This window comes from Arthrobacter sp. 9E16 (assembly GCF_002929435.1).
GTDB lineage: Bacteria > Actinomycetota > Actinomycetes > Actinomycetales > Micrococcaceae > Arthrobacter_B > Arthrobacter_B sunyaminii.
In genome coordinates this window covers 871,148-895,233 of record NZ_PJIU01000001.1, presented here as the reverse complement: position 1 = coordinate 895,233, position 24,086 = coordinate 871,148, and the positions used below count along the sequence as shown (strand labels likewise).

21 protein-coding genes are annotated in these 24,086 nt (G+C 65.4%); 12 read left to right on the top strand and 9 right to left on the bottom strand.

Translation table 11 applies throughout. The annotated features are described in order from the left end of the window. Positions 1–162: 162 nt before the first annotated feature. Complete coding sequence (locus CXR00_RS04190) at positions 163–699, bottom strand: dihydrofolate reductase family protein (RefSeq protein ID WP_104053722.1); 537 nt, start codon at positions 697–699, stop codon at positions 163–165. A gap of 135 nt (positions 700–834) precedes the next feature. Between CXR00_RS04190 and CXR00_RS04185 the strand changes: the two genes are divergently transcribed. After that, positions 835–2,643: a thiamine pyrophosphate-requiring protein gene (locus CXR00_RS04185; protein ID WP_104053230.1), complete on the top strand. Its 1,809-nt coding sequence runs from the start codon at positions 835–837 to the stop codon at positions 2,641–2,643. Positions 2,644–2,663: 20 nt separating this feature from the next. Here CXR00_RS04185 and CXR00_RS04180 read toward each other — a convergent pair whose 3' ends face one another. The 5 genes from CXR00_RS04180 to CXR00_RS04160 all read right to left on the bottom strand — a co-directional run bounded on the left by CXR00_RS04180 (position 2,664) and on the right by CXR00_RS04160 (position 6,929). Next, on the bottom strand, positions 2,664–3,944 hold the full coding sequence (locus CXR00_RS04180) for an ammonium transporter (RefSeq protein WP_104053229.1): 1,281 nt from the start codon (positions 3,942–3,944) through the stop codon (positions 2,664–2,666). A gap of 151 nt (positions 3,945–4,095) precedes the next feature. Continuing rightward, positions 4,096–4,683 carry an HdeD family acid-resistance protein gene (locus tag CXR00_RS04175; RefSeq protein ID WP_181032210.1) on the bottom strand — a complete coding sequence of 196 codons (588 nt, stop codon included), beginning with the start codon at positions 4,681–4,683 and terminating at the stop codon, positions 4,096–4,098. Positions 4,684–4,812: 129 nt separating this feature from the next. Then, on the bottom strand, positions 4,813–5,364 hold the full coding sequence (locus tag CXR00_RS04170) for a DinB family protein (RefSeq protein ID WP_104053227.1): 552 nt from the start codon (positions 5,362–5,364) through the stop codon (positions 4,813–4,815). A gap of 18 nt (positions 5,365–5,382) precedes the next feature. After that, positions 5,383–6,207 (bottom strand): SGNH/GDSL hydrolase family protein, encoded by an 825-nt coding sequence (locus CXR00_RS04165; protein WP_104053226.1) that lies wholly within the window; start codon positions 6,205–6,207, stop codon positions 5,383–5,385. A gap of 26 nt (positions 6,208–6,233) precedes the next feature. Beyond that, a complete protein-coding gene (locus tag CXR00_RS04160) occupies positions 6,234–6,929 on the bottom strand; it encodes a phosphoribosyltransferase (protein ID WP_104053225.1) in 696 nt (231 codons plus the stop codon). Between the two features lie 138 nt (positions 6,930–7,067). Here CXR00_RS04160 and CXR00_RS04155 point away from each other — a divergent pair, with 138 nt between their 5' ends. From CXR00_RS04155 to CXR00_RS04130, 6 genes are all read left to right on the top strand, one after another. Continuing rightward, entirely contained in the window at positions 7,068–7,829 is a 762-nt protein-coding gene (locus CXR00_RS04155) for an SDR family oxidoreductase (protein ID WP_104053224.1), read from the top strand. Positions 7,830–7,900: 71 nt separating this feature from the next. Next, positions 7,901–9,259, top strand: a complete 1,359-nt coding sequence (locus CXR00_RS04150) for a M20 family metallopeptidase (RefSeq protein ID WP_104053223.1) — start codon at positions 7,901–7,903, stop codon at positions 9,257–9,259. A gap of 17 nt (positions 9,260–9,276) precedes the next feature. Further along, a complete protein-coding gene (locus CXR00_RS04145) occupies positions 9,277–10,884 on the top strand; it encodes an AbgT family transporter (RefSeq protein WP_104053222.1) in 1,608 nt (535 codons plus the stop codon). Positions 10,885–10,924: 40 nt separating this feature from the next. Then, positions 10,925–11,887: a RimK family alpha-L-glutamate ligase gene (locus tag CXR00_RS04140; protein ID WP_104053221.1), complete on the top strand. Its 963-nt coding sequence runs from the start codon at positions 10,925–10,927 to the stop codon at positions 11,885–11,887. Between the two features lie 108 nt (positions 11,888–11,995). Beyond that, positions 11,996–13,684, top strand: coding sequence for a long-chain-fatty-acid--CoA ligase (locus CXR00_RS04135; RefSeq protein ID WP_104053220.1), 1,689 nt, complete (start codon positions 11,996–11,998; stop codon positions 13,682–13,684). Positions 13,685–13,884: 200 nt separating this feature from the next. Continuing rightward, positions 13,885–14,859, top strand: a complete 975-nt coding sequence (locus tag CXR00_RS04130; protein WP_104053721.1) for a YsnF/AvaK domain-containing protein — start codon at positions 13,885–13,887, stop codon at positions 14,857–14,859. A 68-nt stretch (positions 14,860–14,927) separates the two neighbouring features. Here the strand turns inward: CXR00_RS04130 and CXR00_RS04125 are convergent, their stop codons facing one another. Further along, entirely contained in the window at positions 14,928–15,827 is a 900-nt protein-coding gene (locus CXR00_RS04125; RefSeq protein ID WP_104053720.1) for a LysR family transcriptional regulator, read from the bottom strand. A gap of 132 nt (positions 15,828–15,959) precedes the next feature. Between CXR00_RS04125 and CXR00_RS04120 the strand changes: the two genes are divergently transcribed. From CXR00_RS04120 to CXR00_RS04110, 3 genes are all read left to right on the top strand, one after another. Continuing rightward, a complete protein-coding gene (locus CXR00_RS04120; protein WP_104053219.1) occupies positions 15,960–19,436 on the top strand; it encodes a bifunctional proline dehydrogenase/L-glutamate gamma-semialdehyde dehydrogenase in 3,477 nt (1,158 codons plus the stop codon). 251 nt (positions 19,437–19,687) lie between these two features. Beyond that, positions 19,688–19,972, top strand: a complete 285-nt coding sequence (locus tag CXR00_RS04115; RefSeq protein ID WP_104053218.1) for a hypothetical protein — start codon at positions 19,688–19,690, stop codon at positions 19,970–19,972. 98 nt (positions 19,973–20,070) lie between these two features. Continuing rightward, positions 20,071–20,829 carry an SDR family NAD(P)-dependent oxidoreductase gene (locus tag CXR00_RS04110; RefSeq protein ID WP_104053217.1) on the top strand — a complete coding sequence of 253 codons (759 nt, stop codon included), beginning with the start codon at positions 20,071–20,073 and terminating at the stop codon, positions 20,827–20,829. 22 nt (positions 20,830–20,851) lie between these two features. On the opposite strand, the gene CXR00_RS04105 is transcribed toward CXR00_RS04110, so the two are convergent. Both CXR00_RS04105 and CXR00_RS04100 read right to left on the bottom strand, forming a co-directional pair. Next, positions 20,852–21,082: a hypothetical protein gene (locus CXR00_RS04105; protein WP_104053216.1), complete on the bottom strand. Its 231-nt coding sequence runs from the start codon at positions 21,080–21,082 to the stop codon at positions 20,852–20,854. A gap of 89 nt (positions 21,083–21,171) precedes the next feature. Further along, entirely contained in the window at positions 21,172–21,411 is a 240-nt protein-coding gene (locus CXR00_RS04100) for a hypothetical protein (protein WP_104053215.1), read from the bottom strand. A 123-nt stretch (positions 21,412–21,534) separates the two neighbouring features. Between CXR00_RS04100 and CXR00_RS04095 the strand changes: the two genes are divergently transcribed. Then, positions 21,535–21,870: a DUF6221 family protein gene (locus CXR00_RS04095; RefSeq protein ID WP_104102068.1), complete on the top strand. Its 336-nt coding sequence runs from the start codon at positions 21,535–21,537 to the stop codon at positions 21,868–21,870. A gap of 58 nt (positions 21,871–21,928) precedes the next feature. Further along, positions 21,929–24,082, top strand: coding sequence for a 4-alpha-glucanotransferase (malQ, locus tag CXR00_RS04090; RefSeq protein ID WP_104053213.1), 2,154 nt, complete (start codon positions 21,929–21,931; stop codon positions 24,080–24,082). The last annotated feature ends 4 nt before the right edge of the window (positions 24,083–24,086 follow it).

The window sequence follows — 24,086 nt, the reverse complement described above, 5'->3', positions numbered from 1 at the left end:
ACCAGTGCCAGCAGCTTTTCCGAGTTTCGCAGCGCCGCCTTCAGGGACGCGGTGACGTGCCCCGGCAGGTCGCCGGCGTCTTCGAGGGCCACCAGAGGGCGCGCACGGAACACACCCTACAGTGAACCGGGAAGCGGGCAGGGATACGTTGTGGCTGCCGGCCTATTCGGCGGAAAAGCGGAGTTCGGCAGCCCCGCCGTTGAACGACGTCGTCCCCGTCAGCCGCATGCGGCCGGTGGGCGCTGCGACGGGAAGCAGGGGGCGCCCGCTGCCGAGCGCCACGGGCATATAGGTGACCCGCACTTCGTCCAGCAGCCCGGCGTCGGCAAACTGGGCTGCGACATGACCGCCGCCCACCACCCAGACGTTCCGGTTGCCGGCGTCGGCCACTGCGGCTGCGCAGATATCCCGGATGTCACCGGCGGCGAAACGTACACCGGTGTCCGGCGGCGCCTGCAGATTTCTGCTGGTCAGCACCTGGCAGGGCAGGGTGCCGTAGGCCCAGGAACCGGGGTCCTCGGCGCGGACGAAGTCGTACGTTACCGAACCCATCACCAGTGCGCCGACCCCGGCCAAAAACTGGTCATAGTGCGTTTGGAACGCCTCGAAGCCGAAGTCCAGCAGCCAGTCGAGCTTGTTGTCTTCGGTGGCTATGTAGCCATCCAGTGACGATGCAACGTAATAGATGACCTTACCCATGTTTTTGAGCATAGCGGCGGGCACAGCGTCACACATCAATGCATGAGCAGCGGGCCGTCCAAACGTGCATTTCTTGCCCGCGGGATGGAAGAGTGGGGGATACCAAGCACACTGATCTTCCATGGGAGGCATGCAATGGGCGGCACAGGACCACAGGATGAACCGGAATTGGTAGCGGACCTGGTGGTCCAACGGCTCCAGGCATGGGGAGTGGGCCGGATCTTCGGATACAGCGGCGACGGCATCAACCCGCTGATGGGGGCCCTGCGGCGGGCGGGCGGACCGGAGTTTGTCCAGGCCCGGCATGAGGAGAACGCAGCTTTTATGGCGGTGGGCCACGCCAAGTACACCGGGGAAGTGGGCGTGGTGGTCTCCACCCAGGGCCCGGGTGCCATCCATCTGCTCAACGGCCTGTATGACGCCCGGATGGACTCGGTGCCGGTGGTGGCCGTCATCGGACAGCAGAGCCTGAGTGTTTTGGGGTCCGGCTACATGCAGGAAGTGGATCTGATGCACCTGTTCCGGGACGTTGCGTCCGGATTCCGGCAGCAGGTGTCCAGCCCGGAGCAGGCGCCGCTGGTTATTGACCGGGCCTTCAAAGAAGCCCTTGCCACCCGCACTCCCTCCGTGGTGATCCTGCCGCATGATGTTCAGCAGGCGCCGGCTCCGGAACTGGACCAGGAGCACGGCGTGCTTACCACCGCTCCGGTATGGCGGCCGGCCCGGATCCTGCCCCGCGACGAAGACGTGCAGGCCGCCGCCAACCTGTTGAACAGCGGTCAGAAAGTCGCCCTGCTGGTGGGGCAGGGAGCCCGCGGCGCGCAGGAACAGGTGATGGCCCTGGCCGAAAAGCTGGGCGCTGCCGTTACCACCAGCCTGCTCGGCAAGCCGTACGTGGACGAGTCCCTGCCGCTGGCGGCCGGAGTCATGGGCCATCTGGGTACCTCGGCCAGCGGTTATGTGCTGGGCAACTGTGACACGCTGCTGATCATTGGCTCCAATGACCCGTGGACCGAGTTCTATCCGCCGCCCGGGGCTGCTCGAGCCGTGCAGATCGACATCGATTCGGCGGCGATCGGTAACCGGTACCCGGTGGAAGTGGCTCTTCCCGGTGAAGCTGCCGCATGCCTGGACGCCCTGCTGCCGCTGCTGGAGGAGCGCGGACCCTCCGAGTGGCGGAACGACGTCGAACAGGCGGTGCGTTCCTGGCACGAACTTGCGCGCGAGCGTGCCTTTACCCCGGCCGACCCGGTGAACCCCGAGCGCGCCGTCTACGAGCTGAGCAGCCGCATGCCCGCGGACGCCCAGGTGGCCGTGGACGTGGGCAGCAGCGTCTACTGGTACGCCCGCCAACTGCGGCTGCCGGCCGGCGTTCCCGCGCATCTGTCCAGCACGCTGGCAAGCATGGGATGCGCTGTGCCCTACGGCCTGGCCGCAAAGCTTGCCCATCCGGACCGCCCGCTTATTGCCCTGTCCGGAGACGGCGCCATGCAGATGGCGGGGATCACCGAACTGATTACGGTCAGCAGGCTCTGGCAGCAGTGGGCGGACCCGCGCTTCATTGTCTGCGTCCTGAACAACCGAGAACTGGCGGAAGTGACGTGGGAACAGCGGGAGATGGAAACCGAACCGCGCTTCCCGGACAGCCAGGCGCTTCCGGACTTCAACTATGCCGGCTACGCGGAGCTGCTGGGCTTTGAGGGCATCCGGGTGGATGATCCGGAGCAGCTCGGTGCTGCCTGGGACCAGGCGCTCGCGGCTGACCGGCCGTGCATCATCGAGGTGGTCTCGGATCCTGACGTTCCGCTCCTGCCGCCGTTCCCCGGAGGCAAGGCACAGGCAGCGTCCATGATGGAAGCGATGGAAAAGGAAGGGCCCCAGACGCAGCACGCCCGGGACCTCCTGTCCGTCTACCTCCGCCAGGAAGAAGCCCTGGAGGGCTGATCCCCGGCGGAGGAGGAACGTTACGGACGGGCGCCCAGCTCCACGGGCTCCTCGTCGTTCAGGTACGCGGATTCGGCATGGGCTGCCATATCGATGCCCTGCAGCTCGCTTTCCTCCGGAATGCGCAGGCCGATGGTCATCGCCAGCACCTTGGCGATGATCCAGGTGACCACGAAGGAGTAGACGAGCACCGCAGCGGAGGCCAGGGCCTGGATGCCCAGCAGTTCGAGCCCGCCGCCGTAGAACAGGCCGCTGACACCGTTGGGTGCCGCGTCGGTGGCGAACAGGCCGATCAGCAGGGTGCCCAGCAGGCCGCCCACGGCATGGACGCCGACGACGTCGAGGGAATCGTCGTACCCGAGCCGGTACTTCCATTCGATGGCCAGGGAACAGACGAGGCCGGCAATCAGTCCGATGGCCAAGGCGCCCAGCGGACTGACGGCACCACAGGCCGGAGTGATGGCCACCAGGGCGGAAATCAGACCCGAGGCAGCTCCGAGGGAGGACGAGGTTCCCAGCCGCAGCCGGTCCATCAGCATCCAGCCGAGCAGGCCGGCGGCGGCTGCCACAGCCGTGTTCAGGAAGACGACGGCGGCGGAATGTCCGGCACTTAGGGCCGAACCGGCATTGAATCCGTACCAGCCCACCCAGAGCAGCCCGGCGCCGAGCAGTACCAGCGGGCGGCTGTGCGGCTTTCCGGAGGCATGCGGCCAGCCCTTGCTGCGGCCCAGGACCAGGGCCAGGGCCAGGGCTGCGACTCCGGCGTTCATGTGGACGGCAGTGCCGCCGGCAAAGTCGATGGCGCCGAGCTGGTTGGCGATCCAGCCGCCGGTGACCGACCCGTCTTCACTGCTGAAGGCGAAGACCCAGTGCGCCACGGGGAAGTAGACCAGGGTGGCCCAGAGTCCGGCAAACAGCATCCACGCGCCGAACTTCATCCGGCCGGCGGCGGCGCCGGCCACCAGTGCCGTGGTCACACAGGCAAACATCAGCTGGAAGGCGGCGAACAACGCCACGGGAATCGAAGAGTCCGGATCCTCAACCAGTAACTGGGACAGACCCAAGAATTCCAGCGGGTTTCCGAGCAGACCGGCTCCCGTGAGGGAGTTGCCGAACGCTGCGGAATAGCCGTAAAGCACCCAGAGGACTGCGACAAGGCTGGCCCCGCCGAAGCACATCAGCATCATGTTCAGGATTCGGCGTGAGCCCACCATTCCTCCGTAGAAGAAGGCGATGCCGGGGATCATTAGACAAACCAGGGCGGCGCTGGCGAGCAGCCAGGCGGTGTTTCCAGAGTCCATGGAGATACTCCATTCGGGGGTGGCCGGCCGCGCGGGCCGGAGCGGCGGGTGGAAACCGTGCTACTCCCAGCGTGGGCGCCCCGTATTACAACCGCGTTTCCGCGCAAGTTATCCCTGTGTTAACAGCTGCTGGATGCTCGCTGAACGTTTCCTAGTAGTTGAGCGGCATTCCGCGGCCGAAGGAAAAGGCACGCACCACTTCCACAATGCCCAGCACCACCAGGGCAACGCCGCCGAAAATCACCAGTGCTGCAAGGGAGCTCACCGGGAGGAACAGGACCACCACGCCGGCAATAATGCTGACGATCCCGTAGATGATGGCGTACCACCGTGATCCGCCGCTCTCCACCTCGGTCAGGGACATGATGCCCTCCACAATCCAGGCGATTCCAATGAACAGGGCGAGGACGGACAGGGAGGCCAGCGGATTACGGATCGCTGCCACTCCGGCGATCAAGAGCAGAAGGCCGATGAGGATGTTCAGGACGCGCAGTCCGCCGAGCAGCGGAGTCACCAGCCCTGTGACCACCCGGACCGCCCCGGCGACGACGAAATACAGGCCAAACAGGACGGCAATCACGTCCAGGGTGGCTCCGGGCCAGAACAAAACCAGCGCACCCAGCACCACTGAGAGGACCCCGGTGACGACCATGCCCGTGCGGATGCCCCGGACCACCTTGCGGGTGAGCTCGCTGACCTCCAGGCTCAACCCTCCGAACCCAAAAGTACTTCCTGACATGGACATGTGAAACCTCCCGTAGAGTCGGGCTGGCAGCGCCCCTGTTCCGAAAATTATCCTTCCGGGGATGCCCTGATCTCTAGGGTTGGCCTGCCGCAGAGCCCTCGGAAGGGCCAGACAGCACGCCGGTCAGTCTCCGGTGGATCCGTCCAGCAGTTCGCGCAGGATGTCCAAGTGGCCGCAGTGCCGGCCGGTTTCTTCAATCATGTGCACCAGGACCCACCGCACGTTCTGCCCGTCGTCTTCGTCGCCGTCGACGTCCCCTTCACCTTCGCCGGCGCTTCTGCCGCGGCAGCGGTCCTCGAGGTCATAGCGTTCCAGCACCTCCCGGGATTCGCGGCAGGCAGCCTCATAGTCCTTGATGAGTTCCGCGAGGCTGTCATTGTCATTGACCCTGAATTCCCCGTCCGGGTCAGCGGCAGACCATCGCGTGGGCACATCCCGCTGCCCGTCAAGCCGGGTGCGGAACCAATAGCGCTCAACATCGGTCAGGTGTTTGACGAGCCCGGACACCGTGGTGAGGGAGGGCAGCAGCCGTTTGACGCCGTCGGCATCGCTGAGTCCGGCAGCCTTTAGAACCACGGTGGCCCGGAAGTAATCCACAAAGCCGGTCAGCGTCTCGCGCTCACCGGCTGCTTCGGGCGGTTCCGTGCGGGTATCCGGGGGCCTCTGCGCAGTCATCCGCCCAATCTAATTCACTCATCCCGGCTGGCCGGAATCCGTTCCGGTGAGCCGGGCGAGGTGGTCCTGGATCATTTGCGCCACGGCTTCATGCCCGGCCTGGTTCGGATGGTAGGGCAGCGGCCCACCCTCGGTGGGGACAAAGGCGCCCACCGTCCACGGGTCTTCCGAGCCGGCATAGTGGTCAGCGCTGGCCTTAGCCACCCGCACCACGGAACCGCCGGTGGCATTGGCCCCCGCTTCCGTCGCCAGCGCCAGATGCACGGCCAGCTCACGGCCGGCGGCGGCCTGCGCCGGTTTCATGCCGGCCACGCGGATGTGCGGGTCCAGCGGCAGCACAGTCAGATATTCCACGAACAGGACGACGGCGTTGGGGGAGCGCCGGCGGATCAGCTGCCCCACGGAGGCCATGGCCGCAGGCAGCAGCGCGAGCCGCCGGTTCAGGACGGCCGGTGCAAGCGCCTTGAGCATTTCGAGTGAGGGCAGATGCTTGAGACGGGCCAGCGGAGGCAGGCCTGCTGCCATGAGGTACGCCGCGAAGCCAATGTCATTGCCGCCGATGGTGACGGTGACCAGGTCCGTGTCCGCCGCCAGGGCATCCGACTGCGGCGCCTGCCCGTACTGGGAGCGCCACAGCACATCCGCGGTGGTGGCTCCGGAACTGGTGACATCAGTGAGGGAAAGCTGCAGCTGCCGGGCCAGCAGGTGGGGATAGTTGACGTCAGTGCGCCCGGCCTCCGGCGGGCTGCCCGGCACCGGAGTGCCCAGTCCGGGGGCTGATGCGAACGAACTGCCCAGGGCGACGTACCGGGCTCCGGTCCAGTCTGCTGATGCTCTGTTCATTGAGTGTTCCCCTTTACAGGATGCTTCTACGGCAGGCCGAGGAGGCGTTGGACGTTGGCGTCGGTAATCTCGTCGAAGTTCTCGTAGGCCTGGCCCACGGCGGTAAGCCCAATCGCCTGCCAGGGGATGACGACGTCGTCCGCCAACGCCACTGCGGTTTCCGCACCCGGCCCGCAGCTCACGGGAGCCGCCGCCACCAGCCTGGCCGGGTTCTGCCCGCGGAGTCCCAGCAGCGCGGCGTGCATGGACGCGCCCGTGGCCAGTCCGTCATCCACCAGCACCACCGTGCGGCCGGAAACATTCAGCGGGTCCCGCCGCATGCGGTAAAGCTTGTCGCGGCGGATCAGCTCGAGCTGCGCGATGGCGGCGGCGGCTTCGAAGGCCTGCTCCGCGGAGCCGGGCCCGTCGCTGGAGGAGGTGCCGGAATGCAGGGAGCTCTGCCAGTCTGCAAGAACGGCCTCGTTTTGCACGGTAGTGACTGTCCCGGCCACCCATGCCAGTGCCCCGGCGGCCAGCTCGGGCTGTCCGGGGAGGCCCACTTTCTGCACCGCGACAACATCCAGCGGCGCGTGGAGCAGCTTGGCGACTTCGGCAGCCACGGGCACGCCGCCGCGCGGAAGGCCTAACACCACCAGGTTTGGCGCGCCGAGGTAGGGGGCGAGCGCTACGCCCAGCTGGACTCCGGCGTCCTGCCTGTCCCGATACCGGCTAAATGGTGCCATGGCTCCTCCTTGCAGGGGCCGGTTTCTTGACACGGTAGGGTGCCGCCGGCACGGCTGGCAAGGCACCGGCAGTGATCCCGTGCGGCGGATTGCGAAAGGTTGCCGGGCATAGCAGGGTGGGCGTGGAAAGGTGGACCCATGACTCCCACAGCTTTGATTACCGGCGCCACGTCCGGCATTGGTGCCGAATTTGCCCGCCAGCTCGCGAACCGCGGCTACAACCTGGTCCTCACCGCCCGGAATGAGGAACGGTTGAAGGAATCCGCCGGCCGCCTGGCAGCCGAGTACTCCGTGCAGGCGGAGTACATCGCGGCGGACCTGGCCGAGCCCGAAGGTGTTGAACGGGTGAGCCGCCGGCTGGAGAAACCGGACATCGCCATGCTCGTGAACAACGCGGGCTACGGGTTGAAGAACAGCTTTGAACGCAATGAGCTGGCCGCCGAAATGGACCATCTCAACGTTCTGGTGGCGGCACCGCTGCAGCTGAGCCATACCGCTCTTAACACGATGCTCTCGAAGATGGAAGAACCCGGGGGCCACATCATCAACGTGGCCTCCGTGGCCGGCTTCATTCCCCGCGGCACCTACAGTGCGGCCAAGTCATGGGTCATTACGTTCAGCCGCTGGGCAAACATCAATTACGGCGGACGCGGGGTGCACGTCACAGCGCTGTGTCCCGGGTTTGTGCATACGGAATTCCACCAGCGCATGGACATGGACAAGACCCTGTATCCGGACTGGATGTGGCTTGATGCCGAACGCGTGGTTCGCGAGGGTCTAGCGGATGCTTTTGCAGGCAAGGGCATTTCCATTCCCAGCAAGCGGTACAAGGCGCTGGCCTGGTTTGGCGCCCGCGGCCCGCAGGCACTCGTGACACGCATCGCGGGCCGCGGCCGGTAGCCGCCCCTGGTCCGGAACACGCCGTAATCCAGCTCGATCCTTCCGGGGCCCGCCCCCTAGTGTGGGTGGCTATGACGAGCGCCACAAATCCCAGTCCCGCGTATCTCAACCAGCTCGACGCCGAAACCGGGCGCCGCATGGAAACAGTGCAGGCTCCGGTGTCGGATTTTGCCGGAGCTTCCGCTGAGCTTTCGGCGGCCGTGGAAGCACAGGTGGATGCGCTGGCTGCGGACCTCAACGACGTTGTCCATACGCTGCACGGGGATCCGGAGACAGCTTATGAGGAGCACCGAAGCGCGGCGTTCCTCGTGGATCTGCTGCGCCGCCACGGCATCAAGGCTGAGCTTGGGGCCCACGGACTGCCCACTGCCGTCAGGGCTGAAATTGGGACGGCAGGCTCCGCGGCCGAAGAGACAGGGGCGGACCGCGCACCCGCCATCGCCATCCTCAGCGAATATGATGCGCTGCCTGAGGTGGGTCATGCCTGCGGGCATAACGTCATAGCAGCCACCGGAGCCGGGGCATTCATTGCGCTGGCGAAAACGCTTGAGGAAAACCCGGAGGCCTTCCCGGGCAGGGTCGTGTTCCTGGGAACGCCGGCCGAAGAAGGACATTCCGGCAAGGAAGTCATGGCCCGCAACGGCGCCTTCGATGACGTGGATGCAGCGATCATGGTGCACCCCTATGCCATGGACCTTGCCGAGCAGGTCTGGCTGGGCCGACGGCTGCTGACCGTGACCTTCTCCGGCGTCGCCGCCCATGCCTCCGCCCAGCCCTTCATGGGACGCAACGCAATGGATGCCGCAGCCCTGGCCTACAGCGCCATCGGCCTGCTCCGGCAGCAGCTGCCGCCCGTGGACAGGGTGCACGCCATCATCACCGAGGGTGGCCGGCGTCCCAGCGTGATCCCCGAAAAGGCCGTTCTGAAACTCTATGCGCGGTCCAAATATCCGGAAACGCTGAAGGACCTCAGCGCCCGGCTGGAAGACATTGCCCGCGGCGCCGCACTCATGACCGGCACCGGCGTCACGATCGACTGGGACGAACACCCGCCGTCGCTGCCGGTCCGCACCAACTCCGCGCTGACCGGACGCTGGGTCAGTGCGCAGCAGCGCCGCGGCCGCAGCCCACTGCCGGCCGGCGTGGTGTCGGAAACCATCGCCGCCTCCACGGACTTCGGCAACGTCAGCTACCGGATCCCCGGCATCCATCCGCTGATTGGCATTGCACCGGCGGACGTTGCCCTGCATACCCGGGCCTTCGCGGAGGCGGCCGGCTCACCCGCTGCCGAATCCGGAGCCCTCGACGGCGCCGCGGGCCTGGCGCTGACTGCCCTCGACTATCTCTGTGATCCGGAGCTCCGCCGTGCCGTGGCCGAGGAATTTGCCGCTGCCGGCGGACCGGTTGATGTTGCCCGTTACTTCGACTGACAGGAAATGAGACCGGCATGACCAGTACCCCCTCTGCATCCGTCAAGACCCGCTCCAATTTTCCGGACCGCCTTTTGGGCGGCATTGAACGCGTGGGCAATAAGCTGCCGGATCCGTTCATGCTCTTCTTGATCCTTTTCCTGATCGTCGCGGTGGCTTCCACGGCCATGGCCTGGGGACACGTTGCGGTTACCGTTCCCGGGGCAACCGAGGAAACGGTCATCAAGGGCTTTTTCACCGCCGAGGGCCTGAGCTGGTTCACTACCACCCTGGGAGCGAACTATCTGGGGTTTCCGCCGCTGGCTACGGTGCTGCCGATCCTGCTGGCCGTGGGCGTGGCGGAGAAGTCCGGGCTGCTTTCGGCACTGATCCGCAAGGCCTTCGGCTCCGCACCGCGGTGGGCGCTCCCGTACGCGGTCGGCTTTGTGGGCGTCACGGGTTCGATCATGTCCGACGCCGCCTTCGTGGTCATCCCGCCGCTGGCCGCGCTGGTCTTCAAGGCAGCCGGCCGCCATCCGGTGGCCGGACTGCTGGGCGGTTTCGCCGCCGCCGGTGCAGGTTATTCCACGTCCATGCTGGTGACCAGCCTCGATGCGCTCTTTTCCGGGATTACGACGGCGGTCACCGAGACGCTGCCGAACCCCGGTTCCCCGGTGAACCCGCTGTCGAACTATTTCTTCAACGTCGCCTCCTCGATCGTGCTGATCCTGCTGGCGGGGTTCATCATCGACAAAATCCTGGAACCGCGGCTGCGGCGGCAGGATGTGCCCACTGAGGAACTTGCCGACGACGAGGCGCAGTTACCGGGAGCGCTGCCGTCCACCGCGCTGCCTTCCACCGCACTGTCCTCCACCCTGACTTCCGTGGAACGCAGGGGCGTGATCCGGGCAGTCGTGGCCGGCGCCGTCGTCGCCGCCGTCATCCTCACGGGAGTGCTGCTGCCGGATTCGCCCTGGCGCAATGATGACGGCGGCTACCTGCCCAAGTCACCGCTGCTGAGCTCCATCGTCTTCATTGTCTTCATCATGTTCACCGTGCCGGGGCTGGTCTACGGAAAGATCACCGGAACCATTGCCTCCGGCAAGGATGTTCCGCGGGTCATGGGGTCCTCGATCAAGGACATGAGCGGCTTCCTGGTGCTGGCGTTCATCCTCGGGCAGTTCATCGCGCTGTTCAACTGGTCGGGAATCGGCAACTGGCTGGCTGTCGCCGGCGCTTCCGGTCTGGAGTCCATCGGGCTGACCGGCTACCCCGCCATCATCGGGTTCATCCTTCTGGCCTCACTGCTGAATCTGTTCATCATCTCCGGCTCGGCCATGTGGACGTTGATGGCGTCGGTGTTTGTGCCGATGTTCGCCCTGCTCGGCTTCGAACCGGCCTTCATCCAGGGCGCGTTCCGGGTGGGGGACTCCGCCACGCAGATCCTTACCCCGCTGAACCCCTACATGATTGTGCTGCTGACCATGCTCCGCAAATATGAGCCGCAGGCCGGGCTGGGTACGGTCATCGCCCGGATGCTGCCCTTCACCGTGCTGTTCTGGCTCGCGTGGGTGGGCGTGCTGACCGTGTTCTTCGTGTTCGGCCTGCCCATGGGTCCCGGCAATGGAATATACATCGACGGCTAAGCGCTGGATTCCAATAACTACAGAGGAAAGGCAACGCGCCATGAGCTCGACCAGCCCCAAGATTTATGCCCTGCATGAGAACCCCGAGTGGTTTCCGCCGTTTGCCCGCGCCTTCGAAGCCGAAGGATTGGAAGTGGAGGAATGGCTGCTGACCGATGGCGTCCTGGATCTGGACTCGGTGCCGCCGGAGGGCATCTTCTGGTCCCGGATCAGTGCCTCCTCCCACACCCGCGACCACGGCCTGTCCAAGGACTATGCCCGGGCGGTGCTGTCCTGGCTGGAAGCCCACGGCCGGCGGACGGTCAACGGGCGGCGGATCCTGGAACTGGAAATGAGCAAGGTGGACCAGCTCACCGCGCTGCGCGCCGCCGGCATCGACACTCCGCGCACGGTGGCCGCCGTCGGCCGGGACTCCATCCTGGCCGCTGCCAAGGAATTTCCGGCCCCCTTCATCACCAAGCACAACCAGGGAGGCAAGGGTTTGGGGGTCCGCAAATTCGAGTCCCACGGCGAGCTGGCCGACTATGTGGCGGGACCGGACTTTGAGGAACCAGCTGACGGCATCACCCTTATCCAGGAGTTCATCAACGCCGCCGAGCCGTTCATTACGCGCGTGGAGATTGTTGGCGGCGAGTTCATCTATGCGATCCGGGCAGACACCGCCCGCGGCGGATTCCAGCTCTGCCCGGCGGACGCCTGTGCCATCGACCCGTCCACCGGCAAGCCGATCATGCCGCCCGGCGCCACCATCGCCCCGGATGAGGACACCCAGCTCTTCAGCCTGCGGGAGGGCTTCGACCATCCGATCATCGGCAAGTACCTCGAGTTCGCCAAGCGCATGGGCCTGGAGGTCTGCGGGATTGAATTCATGGAAACGGCCGACGGCCGCATCCTCACCTACGACGTGAACACCAACACCAACTACAACGCCGTGGTCGAGGCCGCCGCTCCGCGCTCGGCGCCCCGCGCGCTGGCTCAGTATCTCAAGGGGGTTGGCGCCTAAGGGCGGCACCTTTCTGCCCCGCTGCGACGTGGTGCAGGACAAACAATTTATCTCCGGGCCGGGCGCGTCGCTATAGTCAGGATTATCCAAAGTGAAGGAGCTTCCTCAATGACTGCTGCCCAGGAACCATTGTGGGTCAAGAACTACCAGCCCGGCGTTCCGGCAACCATTGAGCTGCCCACCGAGTCACTGACGGACATGGTGGAGGACGCGGTTAACCGTTACGGGCCCAAGGTGGCGCTGGAATTCTTCGGTGCCGAAACCACCTACACCGACCTCGGCGACCAGATAAACCGTGCCGCCGAAGGCCTCCGGAAGCTGGGTGTGCGCCGCGGACACCGCGTGGCAATCGTGCTGCCGAACTGCCCCCAGTACCTCATCGCGTTCTATGCCGTGCTCCGTCTGGGCGCCGTCGTCGTCGGGCACAATCCGCTCTACACGGAACGCGAACTTCGCCACCAGTTTGAAAACCACGGCGCCCAGGTGGCCATTATCTGGGACAAGGCCGTGGAGAAAATCCAGGACTTCCCCGACGACATTGCCGTCAAAACGGTGATCGCCGTGGACATCACCAAGGCCATGCCGCGGCTCAAGCGCATCGGGCTGCGGCTGCCGCTGCCCTCGATCCGCCGTACCCGGGCAGGGCTGACAACCAAGACCGAAAACACCATGTCCTGGGAAAAGCTGCTCAGTTCCGCTCCGATCGACAGCGCCCATCCCCGCCCGTCGGTGCGGGACCTGGCCGCCCTGCAGTACACCTCGGGCACCACGGGAATCCCCAAGGGTGTCATGCTCACCCACTTCAACCTGCGCTCCAACGCGCTGCAGGGGCAGGCCTGGATGCACGGTGCGCAGGAGGGCAAGGAAGTCATTTACGGCGTGCTGCCGATGTTCCATGCCTTCGGCCTGACCCTGTACCTGACCTTCTCCGTGCTGACCGGGTCGCGGCTGGTGCTTTTCCCCAAGTTTGACGTGGATCTGGTGCTGGACGCCGCCAAGAAATCCAAGCCCACCGTCTTCTGCGCCGTCCCGCCGATCTATGAGAGGACGGCGCTGGAATCCAAGAAGCGGGGCATTGACCTCTCCACCATCCGCTTCGCCATTTCCGGCGCAATGACCCTGCCGGCGGCCACCGTAAAGCTCTGGGAAGAGGTTTCGGGCGGACTCCTGGTGGAGGGCTACGGCCTCACCGAATCGTCGCCGGTCGCGCTGGGTAATCCGTTTGCCGAGAGCCGCCGCAACGGCACCATCGGTGTTCCGTTCCCGAGCACGGAAATGCGCGTTGTCGATCCGGAGCAGCCTTCCTCCGAGGTGCCGCACGGCGTACCGGGTGAACTGCTGATCCGCGGCCCGCAGGTCTTCGCGGGCTACTGGAACAACACTGAGGACACGGAACAGGTGCTGCTCGACGGCGGCTGGCTGCGCACCGGCGACATTGTCACCGTGGACGACGACGGTTTCGTGAAGGTGGTGGACCGCCGAAAGGAACTGATCATCACCGGCGGCTTCAACGTTTCTCCCACCGAGGTGGAGGAAGTGCTGCGCAGCAACCAGGCTATTGCCGACGTCGCCGTGGTGGGCCTGCCCCGCCCCGACGGCGGCGAGCAGGTGGTGGCGGCCGTTGTCCTGACCGAGGGTGCGGAACTGGATGAAGCCGGGCTGCGGGCCTGGTGCCGCGAGCGGCTCACCCCGTATAAGGTTCCCCGCCGGATTGTGGCCATTGAGGAGCTGCCCAAGTCGCTGCTGGGCAAGGTGCTCCGCCGCCAGGTGCGCGAACTGCTGACCAGCGAGAAGTAGGCTCCCTTCCGGATTACCTATTGACGCTCCGAAGGCGTTGGGTTGGAATGGTAAGCAGGCTTGGCATTTCAGGTCTGCCTGATACTACAGCCGCCCAATAAGGCCCCCGCAGGTATCTTCGCGATGCCTGTTGCAGGCTCGGCCCAAACGTGAAACCAGACCGTACAACGGCGATGGCTTCACAGCTGAAGGAGAACAGCATGATCAGCAACCAGCAAGTTGAAGGTCTCATGGCAGGGTCCGGCAACGTCTTGGGACCCAACGGTGACAAGATTGGCGCCGTTGGAACGTTCTATTTGGATGACCAGACCAATGAGCCCGCCTGGGTCACGGTCAACACCGGAATTCTTGGAACGAACGAGTCCTTTGTGCCTCTCAGCGAAGCAACGGTGGAGGGTATGGACGTCCTGGTTCCTTATTCCAAGGACGAGGTTAAGAACTCCCCGCAGGTCGAATCCGATGGATCCATCACCCCCGAAGAGGAAGTGACCCTCTACCGGTACTACGGGTTTACTTACGACGACGGCAGTGACGACGTCTCCACCATGGACGCGGGCACCATGACGGATTCGGGCACCATGACGGATTCCGGCGTCGGAACCCGGAGCGGCGACCGGTCGGACTTCATGGAGGACAGCGACATGACGCGCTCGGGCATGTCAGCGGACGCGACCGTGGGCCACGATACCTCTGGCCCCACCACTGATGACGCCATGACCCGCTCGGAAGAGCAGCTGGACGTGGGCACCCGGTCGCGTGAGACCGGCAAGGCGCGCCTGCGGAAGTACATCGTCACTGAGACCGTCACCACCGAGGTTCCGGTCAGCCATGAAGAGGTCCGCATTGAGACGGAGCCGATCACGGATGCCAATGTCGATTCCGCCATGGCCGGACGGGAGCTCAGCGAAGAAGAGCACGAAGTGACGCTTCACGCCGAGGAACCGGTCGTCAGCAAGAAGACGGTGCCGGTGGAGCGGGTCCGGATGGATACCGAAACTGTCACGGACACGGAAAGCGTGTCCGAGGAAGTCCGCAAGGAGCAGATTGAAACCGAGACGGACGACAGTATCCGTCGAAGCTCCGGCACGGATTCCCACGGCGGTTCCGGGCATTCCGGCGGCACGTCCGGGGGAAGCGGTTCCGGCGGCTCGGGCAGCTCAGGCAGCAGCAGGTAATTTGAAGCGCAGCGTTTGAGGGCGGGGTTCCGGCAGTTGCCGGAACCCCGCATCGTGTTATGGCGTACTTATGACGCCGCCACCTGGCGGGCAGTGCGCTCGAGCACCTCACGGCAGGCCAGGACCGCCGGCCGGTTGGCGCCGGCCCGCCGGACGGACGTGAAGATGCTTCGGTGCGGCTTGCCGTCCAAATCCATTAAGTGGACGCTGGGATCCCGGCCGGTCCACACCAGGTCCGGCATCAGCGCCACGGCGTTTCCGGACTCGATCAGCCGGATTTGGGCCTGCAGATCGGCCGTCTCAAAACGGACATCAGGTTCAAATCCCGCACGCCGGCAAATCTGCTCCGCCCAGTGCCGGGAGGCCGCGCCCCGCGGTTCCATCACCCACGGAAGCCCCGCGGTGTCCGCCAGGGACTGCACCGGCGGAAGGCCCTCATGCGGCACGGCCAGGCGGATGGCATCCGAGGTCAGGTGCACCCGGTCCAGTTGGGCATGCCGGACGGCGGCATGTCCGGGATACTGTTCAGCGATCACCAGGTCAAAGTCGCGTGCCCAGGTTTCGTACAGTGCTGTCTCGGGCTCACGCTGAACCATTTCCACGCGCAGTTCCGGATGCTCACGGCGAAGGATGCGGAGTGCGTCGGGCAGCAGGGCCAAAGCAGCTGACTGGAACACCGCTATCCGAATGGATCCGGTCACAGCGGTCAGCGACGAAGCCAGGTCCGCTTCGGCCCGCTCCAGCGATTCAAGGATGTCGGAGGCATGGGCCACCAGAATCTCAGCCTGCGGTGTCAGCTGCACACCCCGCCCGGTTTTCCGCAGCAGTTCCACCCCCACGGACTTCTCCAGCTGGCCCAGCTGCTGGGATACCGCGGAAGGGCTGAGGCTCAGTGCTTCCGCCACTGCGGCCAGGGTTCCGCGGGCTTTGACTTCCCGGAGAAGGATCATGCGGCGAACATCGAGCACGGTCATTTCCCCCTTTCAATTCATTAGTAAATCTAATCTATACCGGTAAGAAAACCCATCTTTGCCTAATGGGAAATAGTGCGGATACTTAGAGGAATACCTATCAGTTGCACGTTGAAATGAGCTGCCCGCATGAGCAACATCCTCACCGAAACCACCGCGGGATCGGACACCCCACAGGCCCTGGCCGATGAGGCGGTGGCCCTTGTCCGCCGTTGGCTCGCAGAAGCGGCAACCGTCCCGGTGGACGCGTCCGCTGCACAGCTTGCCGGCGTGCTGAAAGATCCGGCCGGACTGGACTTCACGGTTGGATTCGTTGACGGCGTCATCCGCCCTGAAGACCTCCGCGTGGCAGGCCGGAATCTCGCCGCCCTCGCGCCCCGGGTGCCGGGCTTCCTGCCCTGGTACATGCGCTCCGCCGTCCGTCTGGGCGGAGTTATGGCGCCGGTGCTGCCCCACGTTGTCATTCCGGTAGCCCGCAAGGTGCTGCGCCGAATGGTCGGCCACCTGATCGTGGACGCTACCGACGCGCGCCTCGGCAAGGCGATTGCCGGCATCCGCAAGGACGACGTCCGGCTCAACATGAACCTCCTGGGCGAAGCCGTGCTCGGCGAACGCGAAGCCGCCCGCCGCCTGGAGGGAACCCATGAACTCCTGGCGCGCGACGACGTCGACTACGTCTCCATCAAGGTGTCCTCCACCGTCTCACCGCACTCGCACTGGGCGTTCGATGAAGCCGTTGAGCATGTGGTGGAAAAGCTCACCCCGCTCTACCGGCGGGCAGCGTCCTCCGCGCAGAAGAAATTCATCAACCTGGACATGGAGGAGTACAAGGACCTGGAGATGACCATGGCGGTCTTCACCAAGCTCCTGTCCATGCCCGAATTCAAGGACCTGGAAGCCGGCATTGTCCTGCAGGCATACCTCCCGGACGCCCTCTCCGCCATGATGCGGCTGCAGGAGTTCGCTGCAGCCCGCCGGGCCGACGGCGGCGCACCCATCAAGGTCCGCGTGGTCAAGGGCGCCAACCTGCCCATGGAACAGGTGGAGTCCTCGCTGCATGACTGGCCGCTGGCCACCTGCGGCACCAAGGCTGAAACGGACACCAACTACAAGCGCGTCATCAACTACGCCCTGCAGCCGGACCGCGTGGCCAACGTGCGCATCGGCGTGGCTGGACACAACCTGTTCGACGTCGCCTTCGCCTGGCTGCTTGCCCAGCAGCGCGGCGTGACCGGGGGCATCGAATTCGAGATGCTGCTCGGCATGGCCACAGGCCAGGCGGAGGTGGTCAAGCGCGACGTCGGTTCGCTTCTGCTGTACACGCCGGTGGTGCACCCGGCGGAGTTCGACGTCGCCATCGCCTACCTGATCCGCCGCCTCGAAGAGGGCGCCAGTTCCGAGAACTTCATGTCGGCGGTCTTCGAGCTCAGCGAAAACGAGGCCCTCTTTGAACGCGAAAAGCTGCGCTTCCTCACTTCGCTGGAAAACCTGGATGACCGGGTTCCTGCCCCGAACCGCACCCAGGACCGCAGCCAGCCGCGCCCGGATGCTTCCACCGGAACCGGCGGCGCCCATTCGGGCTTCACCAACACGCCGGACACTGACCCGTCGCTGCCGGCCAACCAGGCCTGGGGCCGGTCCATCCTGACCCGCATCGAGGGCTCACCCCTGGGCAAGGCTGCCGTAGCCGACGCCCAGGTGGCCGACGAAGAGGCGCTCTCCGCCGTCATCGAGACAGCGGTTTCTGCCAGCAAGGGTTGGGCCGCCCTCAGCGGCGCCGACCGCGCCGAGATCCTGCACCGCGCAGGAACCGTCCTCGAAGATCACCGGGCGGACCTGATGGAGGTCATGGCCGCCGAAACCGGCAAGACCCTGGACCAGTCCGATCCCGAGGTCTCCGAAGCCATCGACTTTGCGCACTACTACGCGGAGCAGGCCAAGGACCTGGAAAAGGTCGACGGCGCCCGCTTCGTCCCGGCCCGCCTCACGGTGGTCACCCCGCCGTGGAACTTCCCGGTAGCCATTCCGGCCGGTTCCACCCTGGCTGCCCTGGCAGCCGGTTCTTCCGTGATCATCAAGCCCGCCCGGCAGTCCGCGCGCAGCGGAGCCGTCATGGTGGAAGCGCTCTGGGAAGCCGGCGTTCCCCGCGATGTCCTGCAGATGGTTCAGCTGGGCGAGCGTGAACTCGGCCGCCAGCTCATCTCGGATCCTTCCGTGGACCGGGTCATCCTCACCGGAGGCTATGAAACGGCAGAGCTGTTCCGGTCCTTCCGCACGGATCTGCCCCTGCTGGCGGAAACCTCGGGCAAGAACGCCATCATCGTCACGCCCAGCGCCGACTTTGACCTGGCCGCGCGCGACGTCGTTTCCTCCGCCTTCGGCCACGCCGGGCAGAAGTGCTCGGCAGCCTCCCTCGTGATCCTCGTGGGCTCGGTGGCCAAGTCCCCGCGTTTCCGCAACCAGCTGGTGGACGCGGTGCAGTCGCTCAAGGTCGGCTATCCGGTGGATGCCGTGACGCAGATGGGCCCGGTCATTGAACCCGCCGAAGGCAAGCTGCTGCGCGGACTGACCGTGCTGGGCGACGGCGAGTCCTGGCTCATCGAACCGAAGCAGCTCGACGAATCCGGCCGTCTCTGGAGCCCGGGCGTGCGCACCGGGGTCCGTCCCGGTTCTGAGTACCACCTCACCGAGTACTTTGGTCCCATCCTCGGCGTGATGACGGCTGACACCCTCGAAGAAGCCATCGCACTGCAGAACCAGATCGACTACGGGCTGACCTCCGGCCTGCACTCGCTGGATCCGGCGGAAATGGACCTGTGGCTGGAAAACATCTCGGCGGGCAACCTGTACATCAACCGCGGTATCACCGGCGCCATCGTCCAGCGCCAGCCGTTCGGCGGCTGGAAGAAATCCGCAGTCGGTGCCGGAACCAAGGCCGGCGGCCCCAACTACCTCATGGGCCTGGGCGGATGGGAGCCTGCAAAGGCCACCGGCAGCGGAGCCCCGGTCCGGCACCAGGGTGCCGCAAAGCTTCTGGCAGCGGCTTCATCTTCCAGCTTCGCTGCTGACACCGACTTCCTGCAGCGTGCGCTGAGCAGCGATGCCGCGGCGTGGGCCGAGGAGTTCGGCACTGCCAAGGACGTGTCCGCGCTGAGTGCGGAACGCAACGTGTTCCGCTACCGGCCGCTGCCGGTGACCATCCGGCTGTCCGAGAATGAGCCGCTCGACGCCCTGGTGCGCGTAGCCGCTGCCGGGCTGCTGGCCGGATCCGCGCTTCGGGTCTCCACCGGCGTCGAACTGCCGCTGGCGCTCCGGTCCGTCCTGACGGAACAGGGAGTCCCCGTGGCGGAGGAGAACGACGCCGAATGGCTGGCTTCCGCTGCAGGGTTTGACCCCGCAGCGCAGGGGACCCGGATCCGGCTGATCGGCTCCGGCGCCTCGGCCCTGGCCACCGCCCTTGGGGGACGGCCCGACGTGGCCGTCTACGCCAATCCGGTCACCGAGGCCGGGCGCGTTGAGCTGCTGCCGTTCCTGCATGAGCAGGCCGTGAGCATCACCGCGCACCGCTTCGGGACGCCGAACCACCTCTCTGATGCCCTGATCTAGTCAGCACATTCGGCAACAAGAAAAGGCGGCACCGGGTCTATCCCGGTGCCGCCTTTTCTTGTTAAGGTTTTGCCCATGGAACTGATTTACGAGTAGGGACCCTCCGGGCCGGATTACCGGCTCCGAGCACCCGCTCTCATCGCTGACCCCATTCGCCCGTATCGTCCGGGTAGGCGGTCCATGCTGTCAGTGCAGGACGGCCATCATCAGCGCAGTTCCCGGCCGGTACTTAAACAGTCCGGAGATCAACCATGACAACATCCAAAAAACACCCGTCAACTCCTTTCCCGGGGCTAGCTGCCCCTGCCTCTTCCCTCACGTCCGTGTCTGCCGTCACCTCCGAGGTGCCGGTAACGGCAACGGTGAACATCGCCCCGGCAGCTGCAGCCAAGCTTGGTGCCGAAGGCGGAGATAAGCCGGTTCCCGGCACGGACACCGAGAGCGCCCTCCCCGGATGGCAAAGCCTGGGCAAGGACCACAAGCCCACGCACAGCTTCGGGAAACAGGGGCGGAGGGAGAAAAAGGTCCGCTGGTAACAGCACAGGGGCCCGGGCAACAGCCCGGGCCCCTGTCCACGCCAGTGGGGCAGTGCCATCATGGACAGCCACAGCCACAGCTATCCGAAGAGGTTCCCATGCTGCTCAACGAGAAGAATGCCGTTATCTACGGAGGAGGCGGAGCGATTGGGGGAGCAGTGGCCCGGGCCTTCGCGAGGGAAGGAGCACGCGTTTTCCTGGCCGGCCGGCACCTTGAACCCCTGGAGCGGGTGGCCCGCGACATCCGGGCAAACGGAGGACTGGCGGAATCCGCGCTGCTGGATGCCACCAACGGGCAGGCGGTGGATGACCACGCCAATGATGTCGCGGCCACGGCAGGGAGTCTGGACATCTCCATGAATGTAATTCAACACGGTGATGTGCAGGGCAAGCCGATGGTGGATATGTACGTGGAGGACTATCTGCGGCCGGTATCCACGGCGGTGCAAACCATGTTTCTGACCTCGCGTGCCGCTGCCCGGCACATGATGCAGCAGCGTTCCGGCGTGATCCTGGCTTTCGGAGGTTCAGGCAATCCTTCGCCCGGCCTCTGGCTGGGCGGACTGATCACCGCCTTCGAGGCGATGGAAGCCATGCGGCGCCAGCTCGCGGTGGAGCTTGGGCCGCACGGCATCCGCGTTGTGACCCTGCGCAGCGGCGGCATCCCCGAGTCGCTGCCGCCGGATATGGAAGGGAGGCAGGACATTGCCAACAGCATCGTCGACGCCACCCTGCTGCGGCGCGCGGCAACCCTGGAAGAGGTGGGCAATGCTGCAGCCTTTGCCGCTTCGGATAAAGCCGGAAGCATGACGGCCGCAACTTTGAATATCAGCGCCGGGGCGCTCATGGACCGCTAGTCGCATGCCTGTCCCCGCCGTGTCATCCCGCTTCGGCGGGGAGCACCTGCCAAAGCCTGTATTCATCCGTATGGATCAGGGCCCGTCGCCCGGCATCAGTCCGGATCCAAACGGCGCCGAGTCCCGGCGCCAGATCCAGCACCTTTCCCCGGTGATGGACAACGCTGCGAATCATGGCTTCTACCTGATCACCCCGCCGCAAATCATTGAGGTTGCGCACCCGGACCCGGTAGTGACTGGGAGAGCGGGACATGGCGGCTCCTCACGGCGATGCTCATTCGGTGTGGATGTTTTCCGGTACCGGAATATTTCCACAGCCCTGCGGCAACGGGAAGATTCGGGCTACGCCGGAAGCTTCCAAATGGTGAAGTCCTCAACGCTGATTGCGGTGCGGATTCCTTCTTCGTCGCCGCGGATCCAGATGGTGCCCAGACCCGGAGCCGTTTCACGGACTTCTCCGCGATAGTAAACCTGTTCGCCGCTGCGTACTTCAACATGATCTCCGCGGCGGATGGAGCGAATGTTTCGTACCCGCTTGGAGCGGGTGGTTGAGGGGTGGTGCGGTGCGCTGACAGCTGGCACGGGCTCTCTTTCGTTCGACTAGTTATGTCAACCAAGCGTCGGTAAGAAATATTCCTGCCCCGGCATGCGGATTTTGGGTACCACCCCTGACACCGCCATTTATCCCTGCGTACGATCATGGGCATGGACATGGACATCGTGGATTTCCTGTTGACACGCTTTCAGGACGACGCCGCGGAGTCCCGGAAGCTCCTAACTGCCAGGGGCGTCGCACCGTCTGACCGCTGGTACGAGGAACGGCTGCTGCGCGAGTGCGAAGCCAAGCTCATGCTGATCGACATCATCGGCGGTGCCCGGCGCAATGCCCTGGCACGGATGCTCCTGGATCCCGACGGCCAGGGCAAACTGTTCGCCGATGAGCTGGAGTGGACCTCGCTGGCACTGGCCTCCATGGCTGCCGGCTACCAGGACCACCCCGATTATCAGGATGGTTGGCGGCTCACCGAAAAACGCAGCTGAGGATAGCTGGTTCCACCCGGCTGGGCGAAGGCACCCCGGGACGCCTAGATTGGCTGACATGACTGAAGCGAATATCACAGGCGAACCAGCCGGCGAGACCGCACTCCTACAGGAGCTGGCCGAACATCATCATGTAGCAACCACGTTCAACGGCTGGGACGGAACCCGCCGCGAAGTTTCCAATGAGACCTTGAAAAAAGTGCTCGGCGCGTTGGGGGTGGCCACGGCAACGCGGGAGGACCTGTCGCAGTCATTGGCTTCGGCACGCCTGCAGGGGTGGCACCAAACACTGCCGGGCGCCGTCGTCGTGCGCGAACACCGCAGCCGGACAGTCCCCGTCCATTTACCCGCCGGAGTGCACGCGGACGTGCGGATCGTGCTGGAGGACGGAAGCAGGCGTGAGCTGGAGTGGCCGGCGGTGCCCGGCGAGGAACTGGACGTTGACGGGACCCTCACCGGCCGCACCCTGATTCCGCTCCCGGAGGACCTTCCACTGGGCTGGCACCGGCTCGAAGTGACTGCCGGGCAGCGGCAGGCCGGCACCGTTCTCGTGGTCACGCCGGAACGGCTGACGACGACCGCCGGCCTTGACCGCCACCGGGCCTGGGGACTCATGGCCCAGCTCTACTCGGTACGCTCCTCCCGGTCCTGGGGCATCGGGGATCTGGGCGACCTGGCAGATCTCGCAGCGCTCTCCGGCGGACGCCACGGCGCCGGTTTCCTCCTGACCAACCCGCTGCATGCGGCGGAACCGGTTCCGCCGGTGGAACCCTCGCCGTACCTGCCCACCACACGCCGATTCTTTAACCCGCTCTACATTCGGGTGGAGGACATTCCCGAATACGGCTATCTTCCGGGGGCAGACCGTGCCCGGGTTGAGGAAGCTGCGCGGACCTTCGGGGCGGCCAACCACTCTGCCGAGAAATTGGACCGCAACGCGACCTACGCCGCCAAACTGGCGGCGCTGGAACTGATCTTTAGGGTGCCGCGAAGCATTGCGCGGCAGCAGCAGTTTGAGCGCTTCTGCACACTGGAGGGCAAGGGACTGCAGGATTTCGCTCTGTGGTGTGCGCTGTCCGAGAAGCTGCCGGCAGATGATCCCCAGTGGCAGCAGATTGCCGGTCCGGACAGCGAATGGGTCCGGGAGCACCGCTCCGCCTTCACGGAGCGCAGCCGGTTCCATCAGTGGCTGCAGTGGATCTGCGACCAGCAGCTGGAGACAGCCCAGAGTGCCGCCCGGAGCGCCGGCATGGAAATCGGGATTGTGCATGACCTGGCGGTGGGCGTGCACCCTGCCGGGGCCGATGCCTGGATGCTCCGCCCGGTCCTGGCTCCCGGAGTGTCAGTGGGTGCTCCGCCGGACATGTTCAACCAGCAGGGCCAGGACTGGAGCCAGCCGCCGTGGCATCCCGGGCGGCTCGCGGACGCGGGCTACCTTCCCTACCGGGACATGCTGCGCACCATTCTCCGCCACGCAGGCGGCATCCGGGTTGACCACATCCTGGGCCTGTTCCGCCTGTGGTGGATTCCGCAGGGTTCGGGGCCCGGCGACGGCGCATACGTGCACTTCGACCACGAGGCGCTGATAGGAATCCTGGTCCTGGAAGCACAGCGCGCCGGTGCCGTGGTGATCGGCGAGGATTTGGGGGTGTTTGAGCCCTGGGTGCAGGAGTACCTCGCCGAGCGCGGCGTGCTCGGCACGTCCATCCTGTGGTTTGAGCACGGCGACGCCGGTCCCCGCCCGCCGGCGGAATACCGGAAGGGCGCCCTGACCTCAGTCAACACCCATGACCTGCCGCCCACGGCCGGTTACCTGGCCGGAGAACACGTGGACCTGCGAGAGTCCCTGGGGCTTTTGAACCGTCCGGTGGAGGAGGAGCGGGCAGCGGATGCTGCGGCCCGGGAATCCGTCCTGGAGCTGGTGCGCAGCGCCGGGCTGCTGCCTGCTGGAGCCAGCGGTACGGATAACGTCCAGCAGTCCGTGGAGGCACTGCACTCCTTCATCCTGCAGTCCCCGTCCGTGCTCATCGGCGTCGCGCTGGCTGATGCGGTGGGGGAGCGGCGCACCCAAAACCAGCCCGGCACCGGGGACGAGTATCCCAACTGGCGCATTCCGCTTTGCGGCCCGGACGGCAAAGCCGTTCTGCTTGATGATCTGCCGTCCAACGAGCGTTTCAACTCGCTGGCGGACCTGCTCAGGGACGCAATCTGACTTA